The organism is Subtercola sp. Z020, from assembly GCF_002931235.1.
Lineage (GTDB): Bacteria > Actinomycetota > Actinomycetes > Actinomycetales > Microbacteriaceae > Subtercola.
This window is the reverse complement of record NZ_PSTT01000075.1, coordinates 1-24,101: the sequence shown is the minus strand read 5'-3', so window position 1 is coordinate 24,101 and position 24,101 is coordinate 1. Positions and strand designations below refer to the sequence as shown.

25 protein-coding genes and 1 tRNA gene are annotated in these 24,101 nt (G+C 66.7%); 20 read left to right on the top strand and 6 right to left on the bottom strand.

The features are described 5' to 3' along the window. The first annotated feature begins 111 nt into the window (after positions 1–111). Positions 112–1,011: a Fic family protein gene (locus tag C5B96_RS10260; RefSeq protein WP_104245277.1), complete on the top strand. Its 900-nt coding sequence runs from the start codon at positions 112–114 to the stop codon at positions 1,009–1,011. Here C5B96_RS10260 and C5B96_RS10255 read toward each other — a convergent pair. The 3 genes from C5B96_RS10255 to C5B96_RS10245 form a co-directional block, all read right to left on the bottom strand. After that, positions 1,008–2,210 (bottom strand): pyridoxal phosphate-dependent aminotransferase, encoded by a 1,203-nt coding sequence (locus C5B96_RS10255; protein ID WP_104245276.1) that lies wholly within the window; start codon positions 2,208–2,210, stop codon positions 1,008–1,010. The genes C5B96_RS10260 and C5B96_RS10255 overlap by 4 nt on opposite strands. A gap of 29 nt (positions 2,211–2,239) precedes the next feature. Then, positions 2,240–2,800, bottom strand: a complete 561-nt coding sequence (locus C5B96_RS10250) for a flavin reductase family protein (protein WP_104245275.1) — start codon at positions 2,798–2,800, stop codon at positions 2,240–2,242. 81 nt (positions 2,801–2,881) lie between these two features. Then, positions 2,882–3,853 (bottom strand): NAD(P)H-quinone oxidoreductase, encoded by a 972-nt coding sequence (locus tag C5B96_RS10245; RefSeq protein ID WP_158507163.1) that lies wholly within the window; start codon positions 3,851–3,853, stop codon positions 2,882–2,884. Between the two features lie 150 nt (positions 3,854–4,003). Here C5B96_RS10245 and C5B96_RS10240 point away from each other — a divergent pair. The 6 genes from C5B96_RS10240 (at position 4,004) to C5B96_RS10215 (ending at position 7,350) form a co-directional block, all read left to right on the top strand. Beyond that, positions 4,004–4,076, top strand: a tRNA-Trp gene (locus C5B96_RS10240). A 52-nt stretch (positions 4,077–4,128) separates the two neighbouring features. Beyond that, the gene (secE, locus tag C5B96_RS10235; RefSeq protein ID WP_104245273.1) at positions 4,129–4,419 is read left to right on the top strand and encodes a preprotein translocase subunit SecE; all 291 of its coding nucleotides are present in this window, start codon (positions 4,129–4,131) and stop codon (positions 4,417–4,419) included. Positions 4,420–4,471: 52 nt separating this feature from the next. After that, complete coding sequence (gene nusG, locus C5B96_RS10230; RefSeq protein WP_104245272.1) at positions 4,472–5,509, top strand: transcription termination/antitermination protein NusG; 1,038 nt, start codon at positions 4,472–4,474, stop codon at positions 5,507–5,509. Between the two features lie 110 nt (positions 5,510–5,619). Then, on the top strand, positions 5,620–6,051 hold the full coding sequence (gene rplK / locus C5B96_RS10225; protein WP_104245271.1) for a 50S ribosomal protein L11: 432 nt from the start codon (positions 5,620–5,622) through the stop codon (positions 6,049–6,051). A gap of 9 nt (positions 6,052–6,060) precedes the next feature. Beyond that, positions 6,061–6,753: a 50S ribosomal protein L1 gene (gene rplA / locus C5B96_RS10220; RefSeq protein ID WP_104245270.1), complete on the top strand. Its 693-nt coding sequence runs from the start codon at positions 6,061–6,063 to the stop codon at positions 6,751–6,753. 66 nt (positions 6,754–6,819) lie between these two features. After that, entirely contained in the window at positions 6,820–7,350 is a 531-nt protein-coding gene (locus C5B96_RS10215; protein WP_104245269.1) for a GNAT family N-acetyltransferase, read from the top strand. Here the strand turns inward: C5B96_RS10215 and C5B96_RS10210 are convergent. Together C5B96_RS10210 and C5B96_RS10205 are read right to left on the bottom strand one after the other, a co-directional pair. Then, positions 7,347–8,357 (bottom strand): NADP-dependent oxidoreductase, encoded by a 1,011-nt coding sequence (locus C5B96_RS10210; RefSeq protein WP_369826463.1) that lies wholly within the window; start codon positions 8,355–8,357, stop codon positions 7,347–7,349. The two genes, C5B96_RS10215 and C5B96_RS10210, sit on opposite strands and share 4 nt — an antisense overlap. A 180-nt stretch (positions 8,358–8,537) precedes the next feature. Beyond that, entirely contained in the window at positions 8,538–9,173 is a 636-nt protein-coding gene (locus C5B96_RS10205) for a YqaJ viral recombinase family protein (RefSeq protein WP_369826462.1), read from the bottom strand. Between the two features lie 58 nt (positions 9,174–9,231). On the opposite strand from C5B96_RS10205, the gene C5B96_RS10200 reads away from it, so the two are divergent. From C5B96_RS10200 to C5B96_RS10140, 13 genes are all read left to right on the top strand, one after another. After that, positions 9,232–10,077: an NAD(P)-dependent oxidoreductase gene (locus C5B96_RS10200; protein ID WP_104245267.1), complete on the top strand. Its 846-nt coding sequence runs from the start codon at positions 9,232–9,234 to the stop codon at positions 10,075–10,077. A gap of 48 nt (positions 10,078–10,125) precedes the next feature. Next, entirely contained in the window at positions 10,126–10,887 is a 762-nt protein-coding gene (locus C5B96_RS10195) for a response regulator transcription factor (protein WP_104245266.1), read from the top strand. Beyond that, the gene (locus C5B96_RS10190) at positions 10,884–12,395 is read left to right on the top strand and encodes an ATP-binding protein (protein WP_104245265.1); all 1,512 of its coding nucleotides are present in this window, start codon (positions 10,884–10,886) and stop codon (positions 12,393–12,395) included. The genes C5B96_RS10195 and C5B96_RS10190 overlap by 4 nt, the downstream gene beginning before the upstream one ends. Before the next feature lie 28 nt (positions 12,396–12,423). After that, positions 12,424–13,284: a DUF1684 domain-containing protein gene (locus C5B96_RS10185; protein ID WP_104245264.1), complete on the top strand. Its 861-nt coding sequence runs from the start codon at positions 12,424–12,426 to the stop codon at positions 13,282–13,284. Positions 13,285–13,313: 29 nt separating this feature from the next. Then, entirely contained in the window at positions 13,314–14,030 is a 717-nt protein-coding gene (locus C5B96_RS10180) for a YqjF family protein (protein ID WP_104245263.1), read from the top strand. 214 nt (positions 14,031–14,244) lie between these two features. Then, complete coding sequence (gene rplJ, locus C5B96_RS10175) at positions 14,245–14,763, top strand: 50S ribosomal protein L10 (RefSeq protein WP_104245262.1); 519 nt, start codon at positions 14,245–14,247, stop codon at positions 14,761–14,763. A 3-nt stretch (positions 14,764–14,766) separates the two neighbouring features. Further along, complete coding sequence (rplL, locus tag C5B96_RS10170) at positions 14,767–15,150, top strand: 50S ribosomal protein L7/L12 (protein ID WP_104245261.1); 384 nt, start codon at positions 14,767–14,769, stop codon at positions 15,148–15,150. Positions 15,151–15,394: 244 nt separating this feature from the next. Beyond that, positions 15,395–16,753: an ABC transporter substrate-binding protein gene (locus tag C5B96_RS10165; RefSeq protein WP_104245260.1), complete on the top strand. Its 1,359-nt coding sequence runs from the start codon at positions 15,395–15,397 to the stop codon at positions 16,751–16,753. A 93-nt stretch (positions 16,754–16,846) separates the two neighbouring features. Then, positions 16,847–17,989, top strand: a complete 1,143-nt coding sequence (locus tag C5B96_RS10160) for a carbohydrate ABC transporter permease (RefSeq protein WP_104245259.1) — start codon at positions 16,847–16,849, stop codon at positions 17,987–17,989. Then, positions 17,986–18,966, top strand: coding sequence for a carbohydrate ABC transporter permease (locus tag C5B96_RS10155; RefSeq protein WP_104245258.1), 981 nt, complete (start codon positions 17,986–17,988; stop codon positions 18,964–18,966). Before C5B96_RS10160 ends, C5B96_RS10155 begins: the two co-directional genes overlap by 4 nt. A 91-nt stretch (positions 18,967–19,057) precedes the next feature. Further along, positions 19,058–20,971: an ABC transporter ATP-binding protein gene (locus C5B96_RS10150; protein WP_104245257.1), complete on the top strand. Its 1,914-nt coding sequence runs from the start codon at positions 19,058–19,060 to the stop codon at positions 20,969–20,971. Beyond that, positions 20,968–22,332 carry a cystathionine beta-synthase gene (locus tag C5B96_RS10145; RefSeq protein ID WP_104245256.1) on the top strand — a complete coding sequence of 455 codons (1,365 nt, stop codon included), beginning with the start codon at positions 20,968–20,970 and terminating at the stop codon, positions 22,330–22,332. Before C5B96_RS10150 ends, C5B96_RS10145 begins: the two co-directional genes overlap by 4 nt. A gap of 58 nt (positions 22,333–22,390) precedes the next feature. Next, positions 22,391–23,545, top strand: coding sequence for a cystathionine gamma-synthase (locus C5B96_RS10140; RefSeq protein ID WP_104245255.1), 1,155 nt, complete (start codon positions 22,391–22,393; stop codon positions 23,543–23,545). Between the two features lie 27 nt (positions 23,546–23,572). On the opposite strand, the gene C5B96_RS10135 is transcribed toward C5B96_RS10140, so the two are convergent. After that, complete coding sequence (locus C5B96_RS10135; protein ID WP_104245254.1) at positions 23,573–23,821, bottom strand: hypothetical protein; 249 nt, start codon at positions 23,819–23,821, stop codon at positions 23,573–23,575. Between the last annotated feature and the right edge of the window lie 280 nt (positions 23,822–24,101).

The following is a 24,101-nucleotide window of genomic DNA, read 5'->3' as shown; positions in this document are numbered from 1 at the left end:
CTGTCCGTTTCGCGCCATCCTTCGCGCCGTCGACGCCCCCGCCCCCGAACCGTGAGATCGTTGAGCCCGCTTCACATCCGGCCAGGGGGCTACGGAGAAAGGACCAGGGGCATGGTTCCAGAAAGAGACGATCCCACCCGGTACTCGATCGATCTCGCCGACTCGACGATGAACTTCGTCGGGGCCGAGCTGGGCGACCGTCGACACCGGCGTCTGCTCTCCGAGGTCGCCGACGCGCGCATCAGCGGCGACGCCGCGGTGGCCGAGGTGGCGGCGCTGCACGGCCTCTCGATCGACCGCTCACGGGGCACCGCCGTCGCGGGCTTCGACGACTACCTCCTGCCCGGCACCTTCACCCTGAGGAGCCGCATCACCGACGCCGGACATCCGGAGGGCATCACCGACGCGGAGCTGCTCCGCACGGTCGAGGTGCAGCTCTCGCATCTCCGCGCGGCCGAGATCGGGAGGGTGCCGGTGCCCGGCCGGCTCGACTACGACCACATGAAGGCCATCCACCGCCATCTGTTCCAGGACATCTACCACTGGGCCGGTGTCGAGCGAGTCGGCCCCGAGACGGCGATGATCCGCTTCGCTCCGGATGCGATCGACTACGAACCCTTCGATCCTGCGGCGCCGATGGTCAAATACACCTACCTGCCCGGCCCCGAGATCGCCGAGGCGGCATCGATCCAGTACTCGCAACTCGAGCTCCTGCTGCACCGGCGTGGCCTGACCAGGGAGGCCTATCTCGACCTGGTGCCGGAATTCTCGTCGGAGCTGATCGCCATCCATTCGTTCCGCGACGGCAACATGCGGGCGCAGTGGGTCTTCGCCATCTACTACAACGACGCGATCGGCTTCCCCGAAGACCTCGGCCTGCTGGCGCAGGACACGTCGATCAACAGGCGCATCTCGCATTCCCTCCACCGCTACCAGGCGACAGGGGACCACAGCGGCATGCTGCCGCACTTCCTCGACTTCACCGCGGCGGAACGGACTCCGAGGGTCTAGGCGCCGAAGAGGCGCTGCAGGCGCGCGACACCCTCGGCCAGGGCGTCGTCGCCGAGGGCGTACGACATGCGGACGAATCCGCTCGGCCCGAACGCCTCGCCCGGCACCACGGCCACCTCGGCCTGCTCCAGGATGAGGTCGGCCAGCTCGAGCGAGGTCGTCGGCGTCACGCCGCCCCACTCGCGGTTCAGCAGCCCTGTCACGTCGGGGTACACGTAGAACGCACCCTCGGGCGTCGGAGCGTGCAGCCCGGGAATCTCGTTCAGCCCGGCCACGATCGCCCTGCGGCGGCGGTCGAACGCCTCGCGCATCGTGGCGACCGCATCCTGCGGCCCCGTGAGGGCGGCGATGGCGGCGCGCTGGGAGACGTTCGACACGTTCGACGAGAGGTGCGACTGCAGGTTCGCGGCCCCCTTGATCGCGTCGGAGGGGCCGACCATCCAGCCGACCCGCCACCCCGTCATCGCGTAGGTCTTCGCCACACCGTTCACGAGAATGGTGCGGTCGGCGAGTGCGGGCACGGCCTCGACGATCGACTGGGCCACGACACCGTCGTAGGTGAGGTTCTGGTAGATCTCGTCGGAGATGATCCAGAGGCCGTGCTCGTCGGCCCATTCGCCGATCGCCTTCGTCTCGGCCGGCGAGTACACCGCGCCCGTGGGGTTCGACGGTGAGACGAAGAGCAGCACCTTGGTGCGCTCCGTGCGGGCGGCCTCGAGCTGGTCGACCGTGACGAGGTAACCCTGGTCGCTGCCCGCGAAGACCTCGACGGTCACGCCTCCCGCGAGGGCGATCGCCTCGGGGTACGTGGTCCAGTAGGGGGCCGGCACGAGAACCTCGTCGCCCGGGTCGAGCAGCGTGGCGAACGACTGGTAGACGGCCTGCTTGCCGCCGTTGGTGACGATGACCTGCGACGGCGACACCTCGAGACCGCTGTCGCGGAGCGTCTTCGCCGCGATGGCCTCGCGCAGGTCGGGCAGCCCGGCCGCAGGGGTGTAGCGGTGGTTCTTGGGGTCGCGCGCCGCGGCGACGGCGGCCTCGACGATGAAGTCGGGCGTCGCGAAGTCGGGCTCGCCCGCGGCGAAACTGATGACCGGTCGGCCCGCCGCCTGCAGTGCCTTGGCCTTCGAGTCGACCTTGAGGGTCGCCGATTCGGCGATGGATGCGATGCGGTGCGAGATACGGCTGCGTTCGGTCACGCAGCCAGCCTACCGACGGCAGCCCGGCTTCAGGAGATCTTGGAGTTCTCGTCGAGGCGGTGCCACGTGCGGTTGTGGTACACCAGCGGATGCGCCTGTGCCGCGTCGGCCTCGTCGGCCCCGGGTACGGGGGCGTGCGTCTCGAGGGCCTGCACGGCGACGACGGTCGAGCCGCCCGCCTCCATCTTGTTCACGATGCGCCCGCGGATCCAGGCGTGCGCGGCGGGAAAGTACGGCTCGCCGGTGGGCAGTCGCTTCCAGATGCTCGTGTCGGCGAACCGGTCGATGCCGCTCGTCGCGCCGAGTTTCGCGATGTCGAGCTGGTCGGCGCCGAGCAGGTGCACCACGACCGTGTCGGCGCGGCGGATGGTCGGCGTGCTCGACGACAGCTCAGAGATCGAGAACACCAGCAGCGGCGGCGCAACACTCACCGAGAACACCGAGGTCGCGGTCAGCGCGACAGGCCCGTCGCCCGCATCGGCGGTGATCACCGCGACGCCCGCGGGGTGGTTGCGGAACGCCGCCTTGAAGTCGTCGGGCGAGACCGTCTCGGGTTCCGGGTGCGGGTTCGGCACGAGGTTCGTAGTCATGCCTTCCACACTACGGGCGGCATCGACCCCGGCCGCCCGGCGCCGACACTCGGAGTCATCTCGGCCCGCGGCATCCGGAGCTCACACCACCAGCACGATCTTGCCGATGTGCGTCGAGCCCTCCATCAGCCGGTGGGCATCGGATGCCCGGGCGAGCGGGAACTGGGCGGCGATCACGGGCACGATGCTGCCGTCGGCGATCAGTGGCCAGACGTTCTCGCGCACGCTCTCGACGATCGCGGCCTTCGCAGCGGCGGACCGGCTGCGCAGGCTCGTCGCGTGGATCGCACCCCGCTTGGCCATCAACCGGCCGAAGTCGAAGGTGGCCGGCTCGCCGCTGAGGTTGCCGATGTTCACGATGTGCCCATCCGTCGCCAGTGCGCGGATGTTGCGCTCGAGGTACGAACCGCCGACCGAATCGAGGATGACGTGCGCGGCCACGCCCTCCTCCTTCAGCCGCTCGACGAAATCCTCGGTGTGGTAGTCGATCAGGATGCTCGCGCCGAGGGCAGCGCAGGCCGCGAGTTTCTCCGCAGAGCCTGCGGTGACCGCCACGTGCGCACCGCGCGCACGGGCGAGCTGGATGGCCATCGTGCCGATGCCGCTCGAACCACCGTGCACCAGGAGCGTCTCGCCGGCCCGCAGGTCGCCGAGCAGGAACACGTTCGACCACACCGTGGCTGCCACCTCGATGAGCCCGGCTCCGTCGACGAGTTCGACGTTCGGTGGCAGCTTCAGCACCTGCCCGGCCGGCACGCTCACCCGCTCTGCGTAGCCACCGCCCGGCAGCAGGGCGGCGACCCGGTCGCCGATGGTGAACGCGGTCACGCCCATGCCGAGCTGCAGCACCAGGCCGGAGACCTCGAGCCCCGGCCACTCCGGGGCCCCGGCGGGCGGCGGGTAGTTCCCTTCGCGCTGGCTGATGTCTGCGCGGTTCACGCCTGCGGCGACGACGCCGATCAGAACCTCGCCGGGCGCCACGATCGGCTCGGGCACGTCGTCGAGGTGCAGTACGGAGGCGTCACCCGGGGCCTTGATGGTCACAGCTTTCATGATCTCCAACCTAGACCGGGTCTCTTTGCGGTCGTCGATGATCTGACCTACACTGGGTTGAGGTAGTTGAAATCTGCCATACTTTTTCATGCCCATTTTCATCGCCTCCGGGTGGTGTCGGGTACGAGAAGCGGGAGATTTCCAGCTCATAGGGTGGTGGCTCAATTGGTAGAGCAGCGGTCTCCAAAACCGCAGGTTGCAGGTTCGAGTCCTGTCCGCCCTGCACATCGAGGCGAGCACCTGTTCTCCTCGATCGCTTGTGAAAGGTACTGACGGTGGCACGAAAGATAGTCGACGAACCCAGCGAGGCTGTCGTCGAGCGCGCCAAGAGCGATCGGGCTGCCAAGCGCAACCCGTTCTCGCGAATCGTGCTGTTCATCAGGCAGGTCATTGCAGAACTGAAGAAGGTCGTCACACCGACCCGCAAAGAACTGATCAGCTACACGCTGGTCGTGCTCGTCTTCGTCGTCATCATGATGGCGCTCGTCTCGGGTCTCGACTTCGTGTTCAGCTGGCTGGCGGTCATCGTGTTCGGCGATCCGGGAACCAGCCCCATCGGCCTGTAGTTCCCCCTCTTTCATCGCACACACACCAGCAACAGGAACGGGACGTATTTCAGTGTCTAAGTCAAACCGTGACGATCTTGATCTCGGGGCTGCAGAAGAGCAGTCGAGCGAGGTCGAAGAGGCGCAAGAGGGCGACAACATCGAGATCGAGTCCCCCAGCGATCTGGATGCCCTGCTGCGCGCCATCGACGGCGGCACGAACGACGAGCACTTCATCGACGAGAACGGCGACGGCGAGACCGTTGCGGTCGACGACCTCGAGGCCGACAACGAGGTGAACGAGGCGCTCGCCTCCGACGACGCCGACGACACCGAGGCAGCTCTCGAAGCCATCGAAGACGAAGAGGAGATCGACGGCGCCCTGACCGACGCCGAAGACGACGACTTCGTCTCCGATTCCGTGGTGTCGGCCGACAGCGCGGGCGACCTCGAGCTGCAGGCCGAGCTCGACGCCGACGAAGCGGCTCCCGAAGACCCCTACGAGGCCTTCCGCACCGAGCTTCGCTTCCTGCCGGGCAAGTGGTACGTCATCCACTCCTACGCCGGGTTCGAGAAGCGCGTCAAGCAGAACATCGAGAGCCGCAAGTCGTCGATGGGCATGGAGGACTACGTCTACCAGGTCGAGGTCCCGATGGAAGACGTCGTCGAGATCAAGAACGGCCAGCGCAAGCTGGTCACCCGCGTGCGCATCCCCGGCTACGTGCTGGTTCGCATGGACCTGAACGAAGACAGCTGGTCGGTCGTGCGCCACACGCCGGGCGTCACCGGCTTCGTGGGCAACTCGCACAACCCCACCCCCCTCCGCTTCGAGGAGGCCTTCAACATGCTGAAGAGCCTCGTCGAGATCGTCGAGACCCCGACCGCCAAGGCCGGCGCAGGCAAGGGCGGCAAGACCGTCACCCGCGCCATCCCCGCCGAGATCGACTTCGAGATCGGCGAGACCGTCACGATCAAAGACGGCTCGTTCGCGGGCCTGCCCGGCACGATCAGCGACATCAAGCCGGCGAGCGGCAAGCTCACGGTGCTGGTCTCGCTGTTCGAGCGCGAGACGCCGGTCGAGCTCAGCTTCGACCAGGTCACCAAGCTCTAGCCCACAAGCTGTAACATAGACAGGTTGCCCACGGGCAGCATCCACCGCTGCAGGGAGAAGCCCTGTGGTGGGAGCGCCGCTTTCGGGCGGCACGACAGAGAAGAGAAATCATGGCACCGAAGAAGAAGGTCACAGGTCTGATCAAGCTTCAGATCAAGGCCGGCGCCGCCAACCCCGCACCGCCCATCGGGCCGGCGCTGGGTCAGCACGGCGTGAACATCATGGAGTTCTGCAAGGCGTACAACGCTGCGACAGAAGACCAGCGCGGCAACGTCATCCCCGTCGAGATCACGGTCTACGAAGACCGCTCGTTCACCTTCATCCTGAAGACCCCGCCGGCGGCGGAGCTCATCAAGAAGGCAGCCGGCGTCGCCAAGGGCTCGGGAACTCCGCACACCGTCAAGGTCGCGAAGCTCACCAAGGAGCAGGTGCGCGAGATCGCCCAGATCAAACTGGCCGACCTCAACGCCAACGATCTCGACGCTGCGTCGCTGATCATCGCAGGAACGGCCCGCTCCATGGGCATCACGGTCGAGGCGTAGGAGGCTCTCATGGCACAGAAGTCAAAGGCATACCGCGCTGCGGCCGCCAAAATCGATGAAACCAAGCTGTACACCGCTGCTGAGGCCGTTGTTCTCGCGAAGGAGACCGGCTCCGCCAAGTTCGACAGCACGGTCGAGGTCGCGCTGAAGCTCGGCGTCGACCCCCGCAAGGCAGACCAGATGGTGCGCGGCACCGTCATCCTGCCGCACGGCACCGGCAAGACCGCCCGCGTCATCGTGTTCGCAACGGGCCCCGCGGCGGAAGCAGCCATCGCTGCCGGCGCCGACGAGGTCGGTGGCGACGAGCTGATCGAGAAGGTGGCCGGCGGCTACACCTCGTTCGACTCCGCCGTCTCGACCCCGGAGCTCATGGGCAAGGTCGGTCGTCTCGGTAAGGTGCTCGGCCCGCGTGGCCTCATGCCCAACCCGAAGACCGGCACCGTCACACCCGACGTGGCGAAGGCTGTCACCGAGATCAAGGGCGGAAAGATCGAGTTCCGCGTCGACAAGCACTCCAACGTGCACTTCGTGGCCGGCAAGGCGAGCTTCTCGCCCGACCAGCTGCGCGAGAACGTCGCCGCTGCGCTCGACGAGATCGTGCGCCAGAAGCCGTCCTCCTCGAAGGGCCGCTACATCACTAAGGGCACCGTCTCGACCACGTTCGGCCCGGGCATCCCGGTCGATGTGAACGCGTTGGCCTAGCCTTACCCCGTCTCACACACGGAAGGGTCTGCTTCGGCAGGCCCTTCCGTCGTTTAAGCTGGCTGGATGCCCGTTGAGTACCGCCAGGCCGGCCCGAACGACGCCGCCCGCCTCTCCCTCGTCGCCACCGCCACCTTCGTGCTCGCCTGCCCCGCGCACACGACGGCCGGCGGCATCCAGCAGCACCTCGCGGCCACGCTGACCGTCGACCGGTTCCAGGAGTACCTCGACGACCCCGACCGGATGCTGTTCCTCGCCGAATCGGAGGGCCTGCCTGTGGGCTACACCATGGTGAACTTCGGGGAGCCGGCCGACTCGGACGTGCGGGCGGCCGTCACGCTCCGCCCGACGGCCGAGCTGAGCAAGTGCTACGTCGTGGCCGGCCACCACGGGCAGGGGATCGCGGCCGAGTTGATGCGACTCAGTGTCGACGCGGCGGCCGCCCGGGGAGCATCCGGAATCTGGCTGGGCGTGAACGACCAGAACGTGCGCGCCAACAGGTTCTACGAGAAGAGCGGATTCGGCATCGTCGGCACCAAGTCGTTCTTCGTGGGCGGCGAGAAGGAGAGCGACTTCGTCAGGGAACGCGCCCTCTAGACCTGCTCGGCCACGGCGATGACCAGCTTGCCGCGGGTGTGCCCCTGCTCGAGGCGGCGGTGCGACTCCGCGGCATCCGCCAGTTCGAAGACCTCGTCGATGTGCACATGGATGTCGCCCGAGTTGATGAGACGGGTGATGATCGTCAGCGTGGAGGCGTCGGGCGAAACCTTGTAGGTCGTCGCGCGGAGCCCCAGAGCCGCCGCGTCGTCGACGAGGGTCGGCCAGCTGCCGGTCGGCGCATTGACGATCAGTCCGCCCGGGCGGAGGGTCTGCAGCGAACGGGTGCCGGTCTCGTCGTGCACGTTGCCGATCAGGTCGATGACCACGTCGACCCGGGACACCACGTCTTCGAAGCGCGTCGAGGTGTAGTCGATCACCTCGGCGGCGCCCAGTTCGCGCAGCCAACTCGCGTTGCGTGACGACGAGGTCGCGATCACGTAGGCGCCGAAATAGGCGGCGAACTGCACCGCGAAGTGACCGACCCCGCCGGCCCCGGCATGGATCAGGATGCGCTGGCCCTCGTGCGCCTTCGCGACATCCACCACCATGCCCCACGCCGTGAGGGCCGCGAGCGGTACTCCGGCGGCCTCGATGAGGCTGAGCCGGCCGGGCTTCTTGCAGAGCTGCAGGGCGGGAACGGCGGCGTACTCGGCGTAGGAGCCCTGCCCGCGGGGGGCGCTGAGCATCCCGTACACCTCGTCGCCGACCTTCAGGGGGTGGCCCTCGTAGGCGCTCTCGACGACCGTGCCGCTGAAGTCCTGCCCCAGAATGTAGGGGTACGAGGCGATCGCTGCCGAGACACCCCGGCCGGCCCGCGTCTTGACGTCGATCGGATTGACCCCGGCCGCGGCGACCTTCACCAGCACCTCAGCGTTGATGCGGAGCGGCAGCGCGACCTCGCTCACGTGCAGCACGTCGGGGCATCCGGTCTCGTCGATCACGGCGGCGCGCATCGTGGTCGGCCCGGCGCCACCCGGCGTCGACTCTGCTCTCGGATCGGTCATCTGGCTCACTCCGGTCAGTTGCTGCGTCATCGGTAGCTCCCCTTCATGGTGCGATCAGCACCGCTGGTGATCGCGAGGTATCGACGGTGCGTGTAGCCCCCGTTCCGGGGCCCCTGTCCCAGTAAAGCGCCCGATTGATACGGAGATGTTACGAGGGTGTCACCTTGTTGGTAACAAACCTCAGCGACGCTGCATCAAGTCGAGCAGCTGGTCGGCGAGGCGCACGAGCTGCGCGATCTCGTTGTCGTCGCGGTCGACCCAGCGGCATTCGGGCTCGGCGGCCACGGGCACGAACGACGAGTGCTGCTCCCACACCACGAGCGTGCGCTCGGCGCCGAGCACGTACTGCTGCCACCAGACCTGGCGCAGGTAGTGGCGGGGGATGGAGCGCCACGCCCTGTTGGTGGTCTTGATCTCGGCGAGTTCGGTGTCGCCCGAGGTCGGGTTCACCGCGATGCCGTCGGGGGTTGCGAGGTGCAGTGGGCGGCCGTGCGCGTGGAAGAGCGTGGTCGACGGCTCGATCCCGTACCGGTCGAGCACCCAGGCGGCGATCTTCGGCTCACGGATTCGGCCGTGGTCGGTGTAGATGTTGCCGCCGAAGTTCGTTCCGTTCAGCTTGTCGTAGGCCGTGTTCTCGACCGACTTGCGCGTCGTGAGGCGCGCGGCATCCGTCGCCGTCACCCCGCGGCTGCGGGCACGGAACCAGGCGACCCGGTTGGTCGAGTCGGCGACGATGCGTGACAGGTGCGCCGGGCGGGGGGCAGCGACGGGCTCCTCTTCCTCCCACGGGAAGGTCAGTGTCAAGGCGGTCGTCACCCCTCCATTCTCTCTCCGTTCAGCTGAGAGGATGGAACCAACACAGCGAGGGAGCTCCATGCGTATTGCAGTCACCGGCGGGTCGGGAAAACTCGGCACCGCCGTCGTCGAACGTCTCACAGCCAGCGGGCACGAGGTGTTCAACCTCGACGTCGCCGGGTCACGCGAGACGAGCATCCGCGTCGACTTCACCGACTACGGCCAGACGCTCGACGCGCTTCTGGGAGTGAACGACACCTATGCGGGTCTGGATGCCCTGGTGCACCTTGCGGCCATCCCGGCGCCGGGCATCCGGAGCGATGTCGCCACCTTCGACAACAACATGCTCTCGACCTTCCACGTTCTGCACGCGGCGAAGCGGGCGGGCATCCGGAACATCGTGACCGCGTCGAGCGAGACCGTTCTCGGGCTGCCGTTCGAGACCCCGCCGCCGTACATCCCCGTCGACGAGGAGTACCCGGCCCGGCCCGAGAGCGTCTACTCCCTCACGAAGCACCTCGAGGAGCAGCTCGCGATTCAGCTGACCCGGTGGGACGAGGAGCTGAAGGTCGTCGCGCTGCGCTTCTCGAACGTGATGAACCCGGCGGACTACGCCGAGTTCCCGTCGTTCGATCAGGATGCCCGGCTGCGCAAATGGAACCTCTGGGGCTACATCGACTCCCGTGACGGGGCCCAGGCGGTCGAGAGGGCTCTCGAATGGGAGGGCAAGGGTTTCGAGCGCTTCATCATCGCTGCGGCCGACACGGTGATGACCCGCAGCAACGCCGACCTCGTCGCCGAGGTCTTTCCCGACACCCCGCTCCGGGGCGACCTCGGCGAGAACACGACGCTGCTCTCGATCCACAAGGCGCGGCGCGTGCTCGGCTACGCTCCCGAACACAGCTGGCGTGATTCACAGGGGTGACGTAGGTCGCTCATAGGCTGGTCATAGAATCCTGGGAATACTGGGAGTGTGACCATCGATAACGCAAAGCTTCCGTCTGGTTCGTCAGCTCCCCGCCCGCGCCTGTCGCGTGCCGACGGGTCGCCGGTGCGCGCCCTCGTCGTCGACGACGAGCCGACGCTCACCGACCTGCTGTCGATGGCGCTCCGCTACGAGGGGTGGGATGTGAAGACCGCAAGCGACGGCCGCACCGCCGTGACGCTGGCACGGGAGTTCAAGCCCGACGTGATCGTGCTCGACGTGATGCTGCCCGACATCGACGGCCTGGCCGTGCTCAACCGGGTGCGCGCCGACGGCGCCGAGGTTCCGGTGCTCTTCCTCACGGCGAAGGATTCCCTCGACGACCGTATCGCCGGCCTCACGGCGGGCGGCGACGACTATGTCACCAAACCGTTCAGCCTCGAGGAGCTGGTCGCGCGCCTCCGAGGCCTGCTGCGCCGTTCGACGATGCTGGTCACCGACGCGGTCGACCCCGAGGTGGTCGTCGGCGACCTGGTGCTGAACGAAGACAGCCACGAGGTGCGGAGGGGCGACGAGCAGATCGAGCTCACCGCCACGGAGTTCGAGCTGCTGCGGTTCCTGATGCGCAACCCCCGCCGCGTTCTCAGCAAGGCACAGATTCTCGACCGGGTGTGGAGTTACGACTTCGGGGGGCGCTCGAGCGTCGTGGAGATCTACATCTCGTACCTCCGCAAGAAGATCGACGCGGGCCGCTCCCCGATGATCCACACCGTTCGCGGGGCCGGCTACATGCTGAAGACCGCCCCGTGACACTCCGCCGTCGCCTCATCCTGAGCGTTGCAGCACTGATCGCCGTGCTCGGGCTGGCGATCGGCCTGGTCTCCACGCTCACGCTGAACGGCGTGCTGGTCAGCCGGTTGGATGCCCAGCTCCCGGGTGGCGGAGGCGGCACCGGCTCGGCCGCGCCTCCCAGCACGGGCTACACCCTGCAGTTGCGCAACAACGACCCCGCGAACTTTCTCGAACGCCAGCCGGTGGGCACGGTCGGGCTGATCAGCGCGTCGGGCATCGTTCTCTCGTCGGGAGCGGTGGTCGCGGCCGACTCGGCCGGCGCGGGCGGGTTCACGAACACCTCGGTCGTTGCGCTGACGACGCCGCAGATCGCGCAGCTCGTCACCCTTCCCACCTCGTCGATCCCGACGACGGTCGATCTCGGCGGCGGCCTCGGCCAGTACCGGGTGGTCTCGCTCATCACGACCGGCGGTGACACTGTCGTGCTCGGCGTCTCACTCGCCTCTGTTCAGGCGACCATCGCGCAGCAGGCACTCATCACGGTCGTCATCACGGTGGTCGGGCTGCTGCTGGCCGTCGCGATCGGCGGGCTGATCATCCGCCTCGCCCTCCGCCCGCTGCAGCGGGTCGCCGAGACCGCGGCCGACGTCGCCGAACTGCCGCTCGACCGCGGGGAGGTGGCGCTCGCGGTGCGCGTGCCCGAGAGCGACACGAACCCGAAGACCGAGGTCGGGCGCGTCGGGTCGGCCCTGAACCGGATGCTCGAACACGTCGCTTCTGCCCTCACCTCGCGCCAGCAGAGCGAAGACCGGGTGCGGCAGTTCGTGGCAGATGCCAGCCACGAACTGCGCACGCCCCTCGCCTCCATCCGCGGGTACGCCGAGCTGACCCGTCGCGGCAGCCACGATCTGCCGGGCGACGTGACGCATTCGCTGGACCGCATCGAGTCGGAGGCGAAGCGCATGACCAGCCTCGTCGAAGACCTGCTGTTGCTCGCCCGGCTCGACTCCCGGCCCGACATCGCGCGCGAGACTGTCGACCTGACGCTCACGCTGGTCGATGCCGTCAGCGACGCGCACGTCGCGGGGCGCGACCACGAGTGGATTCTCGACCTCCCCGAGGAGCCGGTCGAGATCGTCGGGGACGGCCCGCGCATCTACCAGATCACCGCGAACCTGCTGGCGAATGCCAGGGTGCACACGCCTCCCGGTACACGGGTGACAGCCGGTCTCACGCAGGTCAGCAGAGACGGCGTGGAGTTCGCCGTGATCAGTGTCACCGATGACGGCCCGGGAATCGATCCCGCGCTGCTGCCGACCCTGTTCCAGCGCTTCGTGCGCGGGGATGCGTCGCGCTCGCGGCACGCGGGCAGCACGGGGCTCGGCCTCGCGATCGTCGCAGCGGTGGCCGAGGCGCACGGCGGTTCGGTCGAGGTGGCGAGCGAGCCGGGGCGGACGGAGTTCCGCATCCTGCTGCCGGTCGCGGGCGCCCTGGCCGGATCGGTCGCTCCGGCCATCCCGGCATAAATCCGCGCCCTGCGAGGTTGCAGATGCCATGACCGATGTGACGCAGGATGCCGCCCAGCTCGATTCGTACGCCGCCTACCGCGAGGCACGCCGCCGTTTCGTGACCGCACCGCAGGGCAACCTGGCGCTGGTCGCGACCGAGTGGATCACCGGCGAACCGGCGGTGGGGCAGCGCGCGTTCGGCGTGGCGGGGCTGTGGTTCCCGCTGGCTCCGGGGGAGTCGGGCCTCGCGCTGGAGGCGACGGCGGCCGACGGCATCCACGTCGACGGTGAACTCGTCGACGGAAGGGTCGTTCTGGCCGGGATGGACTCGGAGCGGGCATCCGAGATCCGCTTCGGCGACACGCTCACGGGGTATGTCATCGCGAGCGAGGAGGGCACCTACGCACTGCGCCTCTGGGACGCCGAGTCGGAGGGCAACCAGCAGTTCGGCCGCATCGATGCGTTCGACTTCGATCCCTCGTGGGTCATCAATGCCACCTTCACGCCCATCGAGGGCGGTCGCGCGATCGGTGTGGAGCACCTCAAAGACAACGGCGCAACGCGCGAACGCATCGTTCCCGCAGAGATCACCTTCAGTAAAGACGGCGTCGAGCACGCGCTGTCGGCGTTCGAAGACAACGGCAACCTGCTGCTCGTCTACAGCGACGCGACCAGCGGAGACACGACCTACGGCGTGGGCCGGTTCATGAAGCTGGTTCCGGATGCCCGGGCCGACGACGCGGGGCCCGGCACGGTGACGCTCGACTTCAACAGGGCCTACCTCCCGCCGTGTGCGTTCTCGTACCACTTCAACTGCCCGATGCCGCCCGTGGAGAACCGGCTGAAGATCGCGATCGAGGCCGGCGAGAAGAACGTTCTGAACAGCCAGGGCGGCCTGCTGCACTGAGTGACAGCGGGAAGTGCGACGATAGGCACGTGAGTTTATCTCCGCACCAGATTCCGAAGCCCATCCTCAGCCAGCAGTGGCGGAACGTCACGTTCCTGCATTGGCGCATCGACACGGCCGACGCGGCGTCGTTGATGCCGCCGGGCGTCGTGCCCGACGAGTTCGACGGCAGTTCGTGGGTGGGGCTCATTCCGTTCACGCTCCGTAACACGCGGTTCGGCGGGTCTCCGGCGCTGCCGTACTTCGGCACGTTCCACGAGACGAACGTGCGACTGTACGCTCGCGACGCCCAGGGGCGACGCGGTGTGGTGTTCCTCTCGCTCGAAGCCGAACGCCTGGCAGCAGTGTTCGGCGCGCGCGTGGCGTTCGCGCTTCCGTACGTGTGGTCGCACATGCGGGTGCGCCGAACGGCGGGCACCCTCGTCTACACCTCCCGCCGGCACACCACGCCGCGGGGTGAGGTGGATTCGGCGGTCGCCGTGCGCCCCGGCGCGAAGATCGAGCATCCGGATGCCCTGGCCGACTTCCTGACGGCGCGGTGGGCGCTGTTCTCGCGCCAGCTCGGGCACACGCTGCACCTGCCGAACCGGCACCAGCCGTGGGCGCTGCAGCAGGCGGAACTGCTCGACTTCTCCGACACGCTGCTCAGCCGCGCGGGGCTGCCGGGGGTGGCGAACCGCCCGCCCGACTCGGTGCTGTTCTCGCCGGGTGTCGACTCCGTGTTCGGCCCGCCGTCGCGGCTGTGATACGGTAGTCGAAGCCAAAGACCGCTGGTCATCGGTGTGCCTTCACTCGTGAAGGAGCATCGGTCGAAGTTTCGCTCACGCGAGGCCCGCGCAGGTGTTCGAAGTTTATTCTCCGGGAGAGATTCCGGTTTCAAGCTCCGCACTCCTGTGCCGGAGCTTTTTTTGTGGGTCTTTCCGGGGCTGCCAGCAAGAATTGATATCCACAAGGAGCGCCATGGCGAACAAAGAAGCCACGGTTGCCGAACTCTCCGATCTTTTCGAGAGCTCGACTGCCGTACTGCTTACTGAGTACCGCGGTCTCACTGTGTCGCAGCTGACAAGCCTGCGTCGTTCCATCAGTGAGCACGCCACCTACGCCGTGGTAAAGAACACGCTGACCAAGATTGCGGCCAACAAGGCCGGTATCAGTTCGTTTGACGACGAGCTGGTTGGTCCTTCCGCACTCGCTTTCGTTCACGGTGACCCCGTGAGCGTGGCAAAGGCTCTGCGCGACTTTGCCAAGGCAAACCCTCTTCTGACGGTGAAGGGCGGTTACTTCGACGGTAACCCGCTGACCGCCGAAGAGGTCAACAAGCTCGCCGACCTCGAAAGCCGGGAGGTGTTGCTGGCGAAGTTCGCCGGTGCCGCCAAGGCCTCGCTGTTCGGTGCCGCCTACCTGTTCACCGCACCGATGTCGAAGGCCGTTCGCACGGTCGAGGCTCTGCGCGAAAAAGTATCTACACAAGGAGAGTAAACAATGGCAAAGCTGTCAAACGACGAGCTCATCGATGCCTTCAAGGAGCTCACGCTCATTGAGCTCAGCGAGTTCGTGAAGAAGTTCGAAGAGGTCTTCGAGGTCACCGCTGCGGCCCCCGTCGCCGCTGCCGGTGCCGCTGGCCCCGCCGCCCCCGCCGAAGAGGTCGAAGAGAAGACGTCGTTCGACGTCATCCTCGAGGCCGCTGGCGAGAAGAAGATCCAGGTCATCAAGGAGGTGCGTTCGATCACCAGCCTCGGCCTCGGTGAGGCGAAGGCACTGGTCGACGGTGCACCGAAGCCTGTTCTCGAGGGCGTCAACAAGGAAGCTGCCGACAAGGCAGTCGAGCAGCTGCAGGCTGCCGGAGCGACCGTTACCCTCAAGTAACTCTCGTTCAGCAGATTCACACAGGGCATCCCGGCTTCGGCCGGGGTGCCCTGTTTTCATGCGGATGGTCGCGCTCTCATATCTGTGACACCATTCAGGTAACGATTGTGTATCTGCGGCGGAGATTCCTCTCCACCAGCTTGCCTCGAGCGTGACGGCCGCCTAGTGTTTGTGACTGGAAGCGCTTGCTACGTCTTGGAGTGAGGCCAGCTCGTGCAATCACAGCACTCAATGAGGAGAAAAAATGAGGCTTGCCCTGAATCGTCGGGTCACCATCCCACTCGCCGTACTCGCCGTCACCGGCCTGGCGCTGACCGGATGCTCGAGCAGTGACCCCAACGACCCGAACGCCAGCGGCGGGTCGCAGGCTGCGACCGTCGGCACGGCCGACGGCGTCGTCAACATCACGGGAACCATCGTCGGTGACGAGGCGACCAAGCTGCAGCAGTCCTGGGCCGACTGGTCCAAGGCGAACAACATCACCATCAACTACACCGGTGACAAAGACTTCGAGAAGAACATCGGCATCAAGGTGCAGGGCAACGACCTCCCCGACCTCGCCATCTTCCCGCAGCCGGGCCTGCTCGACGACACCATCAAGTCGGGCAAGGTGCAGAAGGCCACCGACAGCCTGACCACGCTCATCAAGCAGAACTGGTCAGAAGACTGGGCGAACTACGGCGCCGTCGACGGCACGCAGTACGCGGCGCCGCTCATGGCGAGCGTCAAGGGCTACATCTGGTACTCGCCGGCGAAGTTCAAGGAGTGGGGTGTCGAGGTTCCGAAGACCTACGACGACCTCGTCGCCCTCGCGAAGACCATCCAGCAGAAGACCGGCCAGCCCTCGTTCTGCGCCGGCTTCAACTCGGGCGACGCCTCGGGTTGGCCCGGCACCGACTGGATCGAAGACCTCGTTCTCCGCCAGGGCGGCACCGACGTCTACGACAGCTGGGTCAAGGGCGACACCAAGTTCACTGACCCCGCCATCAAGAGCGCGTTCGACGAGGTGGGCAAGATCCTGCTCGACCCGACCCTCGTGAACGCCGGCTACGGCGACGTGAAGTCGATCAACTCGACCGCCTTCGGTGACGTCGCGACCCCGATCGCCAACGGCACCTGCCCGATGACCCACCAGGCCTCGTTCTTCGACGGCTTCGTGACCATCGTCAACAACGCTGCCGGCCAGCCGGCGACGGTCGCCCCCGACGGCGACGTCTGGGCCTTCCTCACCCCGCCCGTCGACGCCTCGAAGGGCGAAGCGGTCACCGGTGGTGGCGAGTTCGTCGGAGCGTTCTCGAACGACGCCGACACGCAGAAGGTGCAGGAGTACCTGGCGAGCGCCGACTGGGCGAACAGCCGCGTCAAGCTCGGTGGTGTGATCAGCGCCAACAAGGGTCTCGACCCGGCCAACGCGTCGAGCGACATCCTGAAGAACTCCATCGAGATCCTGCAGGACCCGAAGTCGACGTTCCGTTTCGACGGTTCCGACCTCATGCCGAAGGCCGTCGGTTCCGACAGCTTCTGGAAGGGAATGGTCGACTGGGTCGACGGCAAGAGCACCGATGACGTGCTGACAGAGATCCAGGCCGGCTACACCTCCTAGCGGTAACCGGTACACAAGAAGGTCACGTCGACACGGATGTCGGCGTGACCTTCTTGTACCTCCCCACCCCCTCCCACAAGTGAAAGGGTTCGCATGTCCGGTTTCTTCCGGTGGCTCGCAGGGCTGCCTCCGCTCGCCCAGATCCCCATCATCATCCTGGCTTTCCTCGCGGTCATCGCGATCGTTCTGTTCCTGGTCGAGATAGCGCCGCGACGAGGCGTTCGCTACACGATCATCCGTCTCGCCGTCTGCGTCGTCGTACCGTTCGGTGTTCTCATCTTCTTCGGCCTCTACAACTCGGCCCTCTGGATCGGCGCCATCGCCGCGGTACTCGGCGGCATCTTCTTCCTCATCGACTATCGGTCGCGGCAGGGTGCCGGTTACCTCTTCCAGCTGGTGCTGTTCATGGCCCCGGCGTTCATCCTGCTGCTCATCGGCCTCGTCTACCCGACGATCAAGACGGCCGGAGCGGCCTTCATGAGCAACGACGGATCGTCGTTCGTGGGGCTGAACAACTTCTTCTGGCTCTTCTCGAGCGCCGACGGCCTGACCGCCTTCCGCAACACCGTCGTCTGGGTGCTCATCGCTCCCATTGCATCGACGGTCTTCGGCCTGGCTTACGCCTACTTCATCGACAAGAGTCGCGGCGAGAAGTTCTTCAAGGTGCTGGTCTTCATGCCGATGGCCATCTCCTTCGTGGGTGCGTCGATCATCTTCCGGTTCTTCTACGACGTGCGCCAGGGCGACTCGCAGATCGGCCTGCTCAACCAGATCGTGATCTGGTTCGGCGGGCAGCCTGTGGACTGGCTCGGCGCAGAGCCGTGGAACACGCTGTTCCTCGTCATCGTGCTCATCTGGACGCAGACCGGCTTCGCCATGGTCGTGCTCTCCGCGGCGATCAAGGGTGTTCCCGCCGAGCAGAACGAGGCCGCGTCGATCGACGGTACGAACGCCTGGCAGGCCTTCATCAACGTCACGGTTCCGGGCATCCGTTCGTCGCTGATCGTCGTGCTGACCACGATCTCGATCGCGTCGCTGAAGGTCTACGACATCGTGAGCGCCATGACCGGCGGCCGCAATGACACCACCGTGCTCGGCTTCGAGATGGTGCGCCAGTTCCAGCTCGGCAGCCGTGACGGCTACAGTTCGGCGCTGGCCGTCGTGCTGTTCCTGCTCGTGCTGCCGATCATCGTGTTCAACGCACGGCAGATCAAGAACCAGAGGGAGATCCGATGAGCGCCGTAGCTCCGATTGATGTTCCGTTCGACAAGTCCACCAGCCGCCAGCTCGCCCGGGGTGAAGCCGCCGTCGAGACGGTGAGCCGGCGGGCGAAGAAGCGGATGACCTCCAGGGGCGCCACCGCCGCCGCCCTGATCATCGCGATCATCTGGACGATTCCGACACTCGGTCTGCTGATCTCGTCGTTCCGGCCCGGGGCCGACATCAAGTCGTCCGGCTGGTGGACGGTCTTTGCCGACCCGCAGTTCACGCTCGACAACTACGTGACGGCGATCGGGGCCGGCAACGCGCTCTCGCTCGGGCAGGCGTTCCTGAACTCGCTCGTCATCACGCTGCCCGCGACGGTCATCCCGATCATCGTCGCGAGCCTCGCGGCCTACGCTTTCGCGTGGATCGACTTCAAGTTCAAGAACGCGGTCTTCATCGGGGTGTTCGCGCTGCAGATCGTGCCGATCCAGATGGCTCTGGTGCCGCTTCTGACGCTCTTCTCCGACGGCGTGAAGATCGGCGGCTTCTATGTACTGCCCGGCCTCAACCTGAACGGTGTGCCCGACAGCTTCGCGAAGGTGTGGATCGCGCACGCGATCTTCGCTCTGCCGCTGGCCATCTTCCTGCTGCACAACTTCATCTCGGAGATCCCGGGTGAGGTCATCGAGGCGGCCCGGGTCGACGGTGCGGGCCACGGCCAGGTGTTCTTCCGCATCATCATCCCGCTCGCCATGCCGGCGATCGCGTCGTTCGCCATCTTCCAGTTCCTCTGGGTGTGGAACGATCTGCTCGTGGCGACGATCTTCACGTCGGGCGGCAACCTGCCGATCACCAAGGCGCTGCAAGACCTGTCGGGCTCGTTCGGCCAGTCGTGGGAGCTCCTCACGGCCGGGGCGTTCATCTCGATCCTGGTGCCGCTGATCGTGTTCTTCGCGCTGCAGCGGTTCTTCGTGCGGGGCCTGCTGGCTGGCGCAACGAAGGGTTGACCGCTCCTCCACAGGAGCCCTGAGAGCCCCGTGTCTCCACAGTCGTGGTAGGCAGGGGGCTCTCCTCTTTTTCCGCCCGTACAGTTGGAGCATGAGCGGAATGGGTGGTCGAGGCGGCGGAGGTCGCCCCATGATGGGCGGCGGTGACGCCGACGCGCAGCGCGCGAAGAACGCGGAGGCGCCGAAGGTCGAGAACCTACTCGGCCGCATCGTGGCGCTGTTCCAGCCCTACCGGCCGCAGATCATCCTCACCATCGTTCTGGTGCTGGTCTCGGCGGCGCTCTCGGTGGTTCCGCCGCTGCTCACGCAGCAGGCCTTCGACCGCGGGCTGTTCCCGCCGGGGTCGGGGCCGAATGTGCCCGTGCTGGCCGAGATCGTCGGCCTGATGATCGTGCTCTACGTGGCGTCGAGCCTCATCGGCGTCTGGCAGGCCTTCCTCACGGCGACCGTCGGCAACAAGGTGATGGGCGCGATGCGCGTTCGCCTCTTCACCCACCTGCAGAAGATGGAACTGAGCTTCTTCACCAAGACGAAGACCGGCGTCATCCAGTCCCGGCTGCAGAACGACGTGGGCGGTGTCGCCGCCGTGCTCACCAACACGATCTCCAGCGTTCTCGGCAACACCGTCACCGTGATCGCGGCGTTCGTCGCCCTCATCCTGCTCAACTGGCAGCTGACGATCATCGCCGTCGTGCTGATGCCGATCCTCGTGATCGCCCAGCGCCGGGTCGGTCAGGTGCGGGCCCGCATCGCGACGAAGACGCAGGAGTCGCTGAGCGACATGACGGCGATCACGCAGGAGACCCTGAGTGTGTCGGGCATTTTACTGGCCAAGAGCTTCAACCAGCAGAACACCGAGATCGGGCGGTACGCCGACGAGAACGCGAACCAGGTCTTCTTGCAGGTGCGCCAGCAGATGAGCGGCCAGTGGTTCTTCGCAATGGTCAGCATCTTCCTCTCGAGCATCCCGGCGATCGTCTACCTGGTCGCCGGCTTCCTGGTCGGCAACGGAGCGGCGGAGATCACGGCGGGTACGATCGTCGCCTTCACCACGGTGCAGGCCCGGCTGCTGTTCCCGCTGCTCGGCCTGCTGCGGGTCGCTCTCGACCTGCAGACCTCCGGCGCACTGTTCGCCCGCATCTTCGAGTACCTCGACCTGAAGCCGGCCATCGCCGACCGGCCGGATGCGATCGTGCTCCCCGCCACGAAGGCCGCGGGTCGCGTGGCGTTCGACGATGTCGTCTTCCGCTATGCGGATGCATCGCCCGAGTCGCGGCCGACGCTCGGCGGCATCTCGTTCGACATCGAACCCGGGCAGTTCGCCGCTTTCGTGGGGCCGTCGGGGGCGGGCAAGACCACGGTGTCGTACCTGATCCCGCGGTTCTACGAGGCGTCGGCGGGCCGCGTGCTCTTCGACGGTGTCGACGTGCGGCAGCTCTCGCAGGAGTCGCTCGTCGCCCATCTGGGCATCGTGAGCCAGGAGACCTACCTCTTCCATGCGACCGTCGCCGAGAACCTGCGGTACGCGAAGCCCTCCGCCACACAGCAGGAGCTTGAGGCGGCAGCGACCCTCGCGAACATCCACGACCGCATCATGAGCTTCGACGACGGTTACGAGACGGTGGTCGGCGAACGGGGCTACCGCCTCTCGGGCGGCGAGAAACAGCGCATCGCGATCGCCCGGGTGCTGCTGAAGAACCCCGCGGTGCTCATTCTCGACGAGGCCACCAGCGCCCTCGACTCCATCTCGGAGCGGGTGGTGCAGAGCGCCCTCGACACCGCGTCACGCGGGCGCACGACGATCGCCATCGCCCACCGGTTGTCGACGGTTGTGAACGCCGACGTCATCTACGTGATCGACGACGGGCTCATCGTGGAGCGGGGGACGCACTCCGAACTGCTGGCCCGGGGCGGCGCCTACTCGAACCTCTACAGCGAACAGGTCTCAACCAGCGCGTTCGCGCCCGGTGGGGCTGCAGAGGGCGCTGGTAGGTTGAACGGGTGAAATACGCAGAAACTGTTCTCGGCCTGGTGGGCAACACGCCGCTCGTGCGCCTCAACAAAGTCACCGACGGCATCGCCGCGACCGTGCTGGCGAAGGTGGAATACCTCAACCCGGGCGGTTCGTCGAAAGACCGCATCGCCACGCGCATCATCGACGCGGCCGAGCGCGACGGGCTGTTGAAGCCGGGCGGCACCATCGTCGAGCCGACGTCGGGCAACACCGGGGTCGGGCTGGCGCTCGTCGCGCAGCAGCGCGGCTACCGCTGCGTGTTCGTGCTGCCCGACAAGGTGGGCGAAGACAAGCGCAACGTGCTCACCGCCTACGGCGCCGAGATCGTCGTCACTCCGACGGCCGTCGCTCCCGAAGACCCCGAGTCGTACTACTCGGTCTCCGACCGGCTCGCCCGCGAGATCCCGGGGGCGTTCAAGCCGAACCAGTACTCGAACCCGAACGGTCCGCTCAGTCACTACGAGACCACCGGCCCCGAGATCTGGCGCGACACCGACGGCGAGGTCACCCACTTCGTCGCGGGCGTCGGCACGGGTGGCACCATCAGCGGTGTCGGAAAGTACCTCAAGGAGGTGTCGGAGGGGCGGGTGCAGATCATCGGCGCCGACCCCGAGGGCTCCGTGTACTCGGGCGGCACCGGCCGGCCCTACCTGACCGAGGGTGTCGGTGAAGACTTCTGGCCCTCGGCCTACGATCCGTCGGTCGTCGACCAGGTCATCGCTTCGAGCGACGCCGAGTCGTTCCAGCTGACGCGCCGGCTGGCCCGCGAAGAGGGCCTGCTCGTGGGCGGGTCGAGCGGTCTCGCCGTGTCGGTCGCGCTCAAGGCTGCGCGTGACCTCCCCGCCGACGCGGTCGTGGTCGTGCTGCTGCCCGACGGCGGGCGCGGGTATCTCGGCAAGATCTTCAACGACCGCTGGATGCGTTCCTACGGCTTCAGCCCCGAGTCGAGCGAGAGCACCGTGCGCGATCTGCTCGGCGCGAAAGACGGCACGCTGCCCGCGCTCGTGCACGCCCACCCGACAGACACCGTGCACGACGCCATCGAGATCATGAAGACCTACGGTGTCTCCCAGATGCCCGTGCTGAGCGCCGAGCCCCCCGTCGTGATGGGCGAGGTCGTCGGGTCGTTGAACGAAGAAGCCCTGCTCGAGCACATCTTCAGCGGCGCGGCCTCGATGGCCGACAAGGTCGGCACCTTCCAGAACGAATCGTTCCCGCTCATCGGCATCAACGAGTCCGTCGCCTCTGCGCGGCAGTTCCTCGGCTCTGCGCCGGCGCTGATGGTGACCGACGAGGGCAAGCCGATCGCGGTCATCACCCGCCAGGATCTGCTGAACTTCCTCAGCGCCTGATCCACCTGATCCGCCTGATCCACCGAATATTCGCGCCCCGCCGGGCGTTAGGAACCACATGCCACGCAAACAGCACTTCGAGACCACCGCCATCCACGCCGGGCAGGAGTTCGACCCCACGACGGGCGCGATCATCCCGCCCATCTACCAGACGTCGACGTTCGTGCAAGACGGCATCGGCGGGTTCCGTGGCGGGTACGAGTACGCCCGCGGCGGCAACCCGACGCGCAGCTCCCTCGAGACCCTGCTGGCGGCGCTCGAGGGCGGCAAGCACGCGCTGTCGTTCTCGTCAGGCCTGGCCGCTGAAGACGCGCTGCTGCGTGCTGCGCTCGAGCCGGGCGACCACGTGGTGCTCGGCAACGACGTGTACGGCGGCACGCACCGGCTGATCAACACGATTCACAAGAAGTCCGGCATCCTGAACGACACCGTCGAGATGATGGACCTGAACGCCGTGCAGAAGGCGGTCGTGCCGGGGAAGACGAAGATCCTCTGGCTCGAGACGCCGAGCAACCCGCTGATGAAGATCAGCGACATCGGCGAACTGGCCGAGATCGGGCATGCGGCGGGAGCCATCGTCGTCGTCGACAACACGTTCGCCTCGCCCTACCTGCAGCAGCCGCTGTCGCTGGCGGCCGACGTGGTCATCCACTCCACGACGAAGTACCTCGGCGGTCACTCCGACGTGCTCGGTGGCGCCGTCGTGCTGAACGACGACGAGCTCGCGTCGAAGGTGCAGTACCAGCAGTTCGCCGCGGGTGCGGTTCCCGGGCCGATGGATGCCTGGCTCACCGTTCGCGGGATCAAGACGCTCGCCGTGCGCATGGACAGGCACAGCGCCAACGCGCAGGCCATCGCCGAGCACCTGGTGGGGCATCCCGCTCTCGACCGCATCTACTACCCGGGGCTCGAGACGCACCCGGGCCACGAGCTCGCGAAGACGCAGATGACCGGTTTCGGCGGCATGATCTCGCTGGGTCTGAAGGCCGGGCCGAAGGCGGCACGCAAGTTCGCCGAGTCGACCAAGGTCTTCCAGCTGGCGGAGTCGCTCGGCGGGGTCGAGTCACTCATCGGCTACCCGAGCGAGATGACACACGCCTCGGTGAAGGGCACGGCGCTCGAGGTGCCCGACAACATCATCCGGCTGTCGGTCGGCATCGAGAATGTGGATGATCTGATTGCCGACCTCGACCGGGCCCTGCCGCGCCGCTGAGGTTCGGCCGCGCGGCGCGACCCGGGTCTAGAGGTCGGCCTCGCCGTAGGTCGACTCGTCGGGGTTGAGCCCGGCCGTCTCGTCGTCTGACGCGGTGTTCTCCGCGCCCGCGGCATCCTGCTTGTAGAAGATCTGCTTCTCGTCGACCTCGCTGTCGTCGCCGGCGGCCGCCGCCTCCTCGTCGGCCTCGCGGCGCGCCGTGAAGGCCTCCTGGCCGGGAACGTGACGTGCGTCGTCGGGGAACTCGCTTGCGAGGAATCCGGGGATGTCGCCCATGGTGTCTCTCCTTCGTGGGGGGTCTCCACGCTAGGGCGGTGGGCGAAGGGTTGCAACCCCGAGAGTAGTCGGTGGAGCAAGGACGCAGGAGGAGGGCCCTCGACTGTGACAGTCGAGGGCCCTCCTGAGGGTTTGGTGCGGGTGTTAGTTGGCGGCGCTGGTGTTGACGGCGCCGTTGACGCCGGAGGGGAAGAACCCGCCCTTGGTGACGGCTTTGTTGTTGAGGTAGACGACGTTGAGTACCTGGCCGGGTGAGCGGCTGAAGGCGATACCGTTCGCG